Annotated in this window: 6 protein-coding genes and 2 pseudogenes; 6 read left to right on the forward strand and 2 right to left on the reverse strand. The window is 38.2% G+C overall.

The window, feature by feature from the left end; all coding sequences use genetic code 11:
- Positions 1-90 precede the first annotated feature (90 nt).
- Complete coding sequence (locus L647_RS0115160; RefSeq protein ID WP_024611512.1) at positions 91-852, forward strand: IS5 family transposase; 762 nt, start codon at positions 91-93, stop codon at positions 850-852.
- Here L647_RS0115160 and L647_RS0115165 read toward each other — a convergent pair.
- Positions 821-1,243 carry a hypothetical protein gene (locus tag L647_RS0115165; protein ID WP_240920965.1) on the reverse strand — a complete coding sequence of 141 codons (423 nt, stop codon included), beginning with the start codon at positions 1,241-1,243 and terminating at the stop codon, positions 821-823. The genes L647_RS0115160 and L647_RS0115165 overlap by 32 nt on opposite strands.
- A gap of 609 nt (positions 1,244-1,852) precedes the next feature.
- On the opposite strand from L647_RS0115165, the gene L647_RS1000000125640 reads away from it, so the two are divergent.
- The 5 genes and pseudogenes from L647_RS1000000125640 to L647_RS0115185 all read left to right on the forward strand — a co-directional run bounded on the left by L647_RS1000000125640 (position 1,853) and on the right by L647_RS0115185 (position 4,847).
- Positions 1,853-2,158 carry a site-specific integrase gene (locus tag L647_RS1000000125640; RefSeq protein WP_050581994.1) on the forward strand — a complete coding sequence of 102 codons (306 nt, stop codon included), beginning with the start codon at positions 1,853-1,855 and terminating at the stop codon, positions 2,156-2,158.
- A 32-nt stretch (positions 2,159-2,190) separates the two neighbouring features.
- Positions 2,191-2,691 carry a tyrosine-type recombinase/integrase gene (locus L647_RS1000000125645; RefSeq protein ID WP_050581995.1) on the forward strand — a complete coding sequence of 167 codons (501 nt, stop codon included), beginning with the start codon at positions 2,191-2,193 and terminating at the stop codon, positions 2,689-2,691.
- A 1-nt stretch (position 2,692) separates the two neighbouring features.
- Positions 2,693-3,589: pseudogene (locus tag L647_RS0115175) on the forward strand (IS91 family transposase); the annotation flags it as partial.
- 579 nt (positions 3,590-4,168) lie between these two features.
- The gene (locus L647_RS01000000124365; RefSeq protein ID WP_024611821.1) at positions 4,169-4,426 is read left to right on the forward strand and encodes a hypothetical protein; all 258 of its coding nucleotides are present in this window, start codon (positions 4,169-4,171) and stop codon (positions 4,424-4,426) included.
- A 13-nt stretch (positions 4,427-4,439) separates the two neighbouring features.
- Positions 4,440-4,847: a hypothetical protein gene (locus tag L647_RS0115185; RefSeq protein ID WP_139015454.1), complete on the forward strand. Its 408-nt coding sequence runs from the start codon at positions 4,440-4,442 to the stop codon at positions 4,845-4,847.
- A gap of 83 nt (positions 4,848-4,930) precedes the next feature.
- Here the strand turns inward: L647_RS0115185 and L647_RS01000000124370 are convergent.
- Positions 4,931-5,182: pseudogene (locus tag L647_RS01000000124370) on the reverse strand (IS110 family transposase); the annotation flags it as partial.
- Positions 5,183-5,366: the final 184 nt, after the last annotated feature.

Consider the following 5,366-nt stretch of genomic DNA (forward strand, 5'->3'; position numbering starts at 1 on the left):
TAGGGCGTGTTGATCTTTGCGGTATAAAAAACAAACAGCATGAGGATAAGGTATAATTGAATTCGCTAAAAAACGTTACACCGAACCCTCATGCCAAGATTAATGTTAACAGACGCGACATGGAATGTCTTATCAAAAGTAATGCACTTAAGTGGTCGAATTTATAATAAGCCTGAGCATAGAAAAACGCTCGAAGGCATACTCTATAAGATGCGTACCGGTATTCCTTGGCGAGATTTACCGTCTTATTTCGGCTCGTGGAGTGCTATCTATAGACGATTTAATTTATGGTCCAAAAAAGATATTTTGAATGAATTATTTCGTGTGTTATCCCACTATGCTGATATGGATTGGATCTTTATTGATGGCAGTATTGTCAGGGCTCACCAGCATAGTTGCGGTGCAAGAACCGCTGGCAATGAATCAATCGGTAAGAGTCGAGGTGGCAATTCGACTAAAATTCATCTTGCAGTAGATAGCGGAGGATTGCCTGTTTATTATGAATTATCCTGTGGAAATACGCATGATATCGTCCATGCAGAGTCACTTGTAGACAATTGCCCAACGAGTAATGTGGTTGTCGCAGATAAAGGCTACGATAGTGAAAAACTAAGAGAGTTTATTCGTGATAATAGCGCTACACCCGTTATTCCACGCAAGGATAACAGTTTAGTGGGTAATGAAGATATTGACTGGTGCATGTACAAATATAGGCACTTAGTTGAGAATGCCTTTGGTCGGATCAAACAATATAGAGGGATAGCTACAAGGTATGAAAAGCTTGAACGGAATTATCATTCCATGCTCGCTTTAGCATTTACTATGATGTGGCTACCAATGTGGGCTGATTAATATATATACTACAAAGATCAACAGCCCCTAGTAAATCAGGATTTTTAGGAGCTGTTTTTAAAGGTTTTTTACTTGAATCTAAGTTCGAAAAAAAGTAAGCACAAAGAAATAACCCAGCCATTGCCTTATCAAAATTAGCATAAAGGGTAAAAGCAATCGCATCGCTGGTAATACGCTCATTTATAACAATAGGGAGATTGTTAAAACCAGGAACCCAATGAAGTGCCAATGCCAATGAGGTAATAACAAAAACAGTGCTTAATATAGCGCGTATTATTGCCCGCTTTGTATTTATCGCACAGTGATATAAAGCAACATAAAGCCCAGTACTCAGCAGTGCATATAAATTTATATAACCTTCAGCATAAGCGCTTATAACACTCAAAACCATCAAGCAGTGCCAAAGGGGCTGTTGCATTATAAAAATATTGCGGCGAGAAAAAACGCATAATATTGACAATGCCAGAATATAAAAAGCCATTTATTTATCATTTTTTAGTGTTAAGCACTAAACAATAACGTGCAATTTTGTATTAATAAACCATTATATTTTCACTAATCGGTACTGTCATCGTTGGTGTGTGTTTATAGGTTTAATGAATAGGTTTATTTTATTAAACAGGCAGTAATGAGCGATAAGTAGCTAGTCAGTACTTGTTATTAATGACACCGTCTTGTGTTATTAATTTAGGTGGTTACCTAGGTTAATAAATGCTGTAAATACAGACAGTGATTTTTATTTTGTCCAATATTACAGATCTCTACCATTTTGGTATATTTCTACAATTATAAAAACCGGCTCAATATTAACCATTTGTTTAAATAGAACTATTTCGTGGCTAGAATAGATACAACGTAATATATGGACATTTGTCGGTTTATAAAACGACAAATGCCGTATACAAAGTTGTTGAACAAAGCCGCTACGCGGAGCTAGCAACCTCTAGCATAATTGCCACACTTGTCATTGGGACTTCCCCCTATTCACCGGAGAAAACCAATGACCCCATTAAGACAACGCGTCACAGACGAGATCCGTTTAAGAGGCTACTCACCACGTACCGAAGAATCTTATATAAATGCACTTGCTCAGTTAGCTAATTACTACGATAAATCGCCTGACTTAATTAATAAAGAAGAGCTTGAAGCGTATTTTAGGTATGTAAACCTAACACAGCATTTGTCGCGTGCAACGATTGCAGTAAAACTCAATGCCGTTAACTTTTTATATAAATATGTACTACAGCGTTCATTTAATATTGATATTGTATTGCCTAAAAAGCACATAAAATACCGATACTGCTAACACGAGATGAGGTTCATCGCCTGTTCTTAAATATGGCATCTGCACAACAAAAAGTCATGCTTTGTATTTGCTATGGCTGTGGACTCAGAATAAGTGAATTACTGAATTTACGGGTTGTTGATATTGAATTTAGCCAAGACTGCCTATGGGTTAGAGCAGGAAAAGGCAATAAAGACCGTCGTGTCATATTACCTAAAAGTGCAGCAAGGCGGTTAAACGCTTACATAGCAGGCTTTTCCCTTGGCAGAATACTGTTTTGTACCAACTGGGATAAAGAAAAAGCGATTGATGCAAAAACGTTTAGTCGTGGATTAAAACGTGCGGTAGCACGGGCTGAAATTGCAAAAAATGTATCCGCGCATAGCTTGCGTCATGCTTATGCTACACATCAAATTGAAGCTGGTATGCCGCTTCATCAGTTACAAAAGCAGCTCGGACATACGAGTATTCGTACGACAGAGCGTTATTTGCATTGGTTGTCAGAGATGGCACATAGTAGCCATGATTTAATGGCTGCGTGGGAGGAGGATTAAGATGGCAGCAATGCATCATGTCGCGGATATCTTAGCGCAACACCTCAGTAACTATAAAAAAGTGCATGCATTAACCTATCAACAACAGCGAGTGTGTCAGCATATACAGGACTGTCGAACCGTAAAGTTAGGCGCTCAGCAATGGCAGTGTGATCGCTGCGAGCATAATAAAACGGTGTACTGCGCATGCAGAGATAGACACTGTCCGCAGTGCCAAGGGCATGTTAGCGATCAATGGAGTGAACAACAAAGTAAGGATGTCATCAATGCGCCTTATTTTCATCTGGTATTTACACTCCCTCATGAACTAAATGGATTAGCAAGGCAATATCCGCGTGAGATTTACAGCTGTTTATTTCATGCTGTATGGCAAACCCTTAGTCAGTTTGCGCAGCGTAAAAAACAGCTACAAGGCACGTTAGGAATGACTGCTGTCTTACATACATGGGGGCAAAGCCTAGCTCAACATATTCATTTGCACTGTTTAATTCCAGGTGGCGTATTAACATCGTCAGGTGAGTGGCGGGGNTTTAGAGCAAAAATGCTAGCAGCCATTAGGGCGCATAAACTAACGATACCTCAAAACGAATTGTTAATGACAAAATCATGGTGCGTACACAGCAAAGTGAATTTGACCGCCCCGAAAACGGTGTTGAAATACCTTGGACGCTACACACGTAAAGGCATGTTACATGAAGGACGGCTTAAGCAAGTAACAAAAGATGATGTCACGTTTAGTTATAAAGACTACCGAGACAGCAAAATAAAGCGAATGACATTAACAGGCATAGAATTTATTAGGCGCTATTTACTGCATGTACTCCCAAGTGGGTTTATGCGAATACGGCACTACGGGTTTTTAGCCAGTGCGTGTAGAGCAAAAAAGCGGGGTATTATCAGCGCACAAACAAACAAGCATGAGACTAAAAATAAGGGAAAGTCAGATACAACAGGTGCGATGAGAGTTAATTGGCCGTGTCCATCATGTAAGCAAGGGCAGTTGATAATGAAAAGCCTCTGTATAAAGGATGCAAAAATCGACGGTCTAGCGACGGGAGGCATAATAATGAATAGTGGTTAATAGTAAGTCGAACACTTAAAAACAATTCGTTAAATAAGTTGGTGCAATATAACCAGCTTAGATGGGGTGTTGGCTAAAATAAATAAAAAGAAGGACAGTAGACAATAAGCAGGCAGAAACGCAATAAAAAAGCGTAGAAATGTAATTAATAAACAGTAATTAACCCGTGTAGTAGTAAAAGGGTGTCCAATAAATCTGCAATCAACAACTTCCCTAAAAAAGAGAATTCCTATAGCATTAAGCATACCAATAAAAAAGTTGAGTGAGGAGTATGCTTCGTTCAACAAGGTATTTATACGATACAAACAACGTAACGTAACGTATAAATACTAAGACGTTAGGTTAATTGACGATAGTAGTGTCTTATCAAGTTTTAATTATAAAAAGGAAGATGTAATGAATGAATTATTAGGTGGTGGATTTTATCGAGCTGTAGAACCAAATAAAGAATATATTTCTATTTGTGAACCTGTTAGCAAAAACATCGCTTTAGCAATATGGGATAAATATGGGGCTGTCGGTGATAATAAAAATACTACTACGATCCCTTATATTTATCCTCTTCCAAGCTCGTCTAGCTCAACGCCTTTAAGAACGTCTCTTCCTCTTTTTTTTCAATTCAATTACCCCCGTAAAGCAGGGTGTATTGTTTAGTGAGGCAAAATAAGTGATAAAAAAAATAATATATTTCAGTGTGTTGTTGATTGCATTACTAGGTGCTTACTATTCGATGATATCTTTATCGGAAAGAAGAGATTTTTCTAAATCTTCGCTTGATTATTATTTACTCGCGCCTAATTTATTTAAAAATTTGTCATCTACAGATATTATTGAGGAGCGTTATATTTATAGTTCTAGTGACGGTAATAAGCCGATGGTAATTTCTCTTATATTTCATAGTATGAAAGACTCAGCTCAAATCAAAAGTGACCTTAAAGAATATTTAAATAGTAATGGTTATAAAATGGTGGGGTCAAGTTTTTCGGATGGTGAAAATAGAGAAATTACAATAGAGGCAACAGATAACAATGCTAATGTGATTGTTAAGCTAACAATGCTTGAGTATATAAAATGATATAGCAACACGCCCTGAGGTGGACAGCAAGCGCTAAAGCTCACTTTCAACAGAAAATAAACCAGACACCCAACTTAAATTTCGGGATTAGCAACAACGACAGGAATATTCGCTTCAGCACACGCCATAATAAAGGGGTGTTCAAGGCGCCCAGTTGCTTCAATAGTAACACGCGTTATTGGGTGCTTTTTTGGTGTTTTTATAGTGTGTTTAATACCGTCGTCATTGTTTTCTACGGTGAAATATATATCTAACGGTCGGATGTAAATATCGAGTTGAGTTTTACCTGTATCGACACCGACGTTAATTTCATTTTGATTATTGAGTGTATTCATAATAAGCTGACTCTGCCTTGCGATTCGGGCTCGAGGCCCCGTTGACTATCCGAGTTTAATGCTTGGAGTTTATACAGCGTTCTTTCTTGTTACCGGTCTCTCAATAGAGGAGCCTTCAATCAATCGAACTACTGTATAAAAGGCTTTGGTTGCAGCCAAAGCTTGGGCCTCACATTACCCGAAC

Source organism: Pseudoalteromonas sp. TB64 (assembly GCF_000498095.1).
Classification (GTDB): Bacteria; Pseudomonadota; Gammaproteobacteria; order Enterobacterales; family Alteromonadaceae; genus Pseudoalteromonas.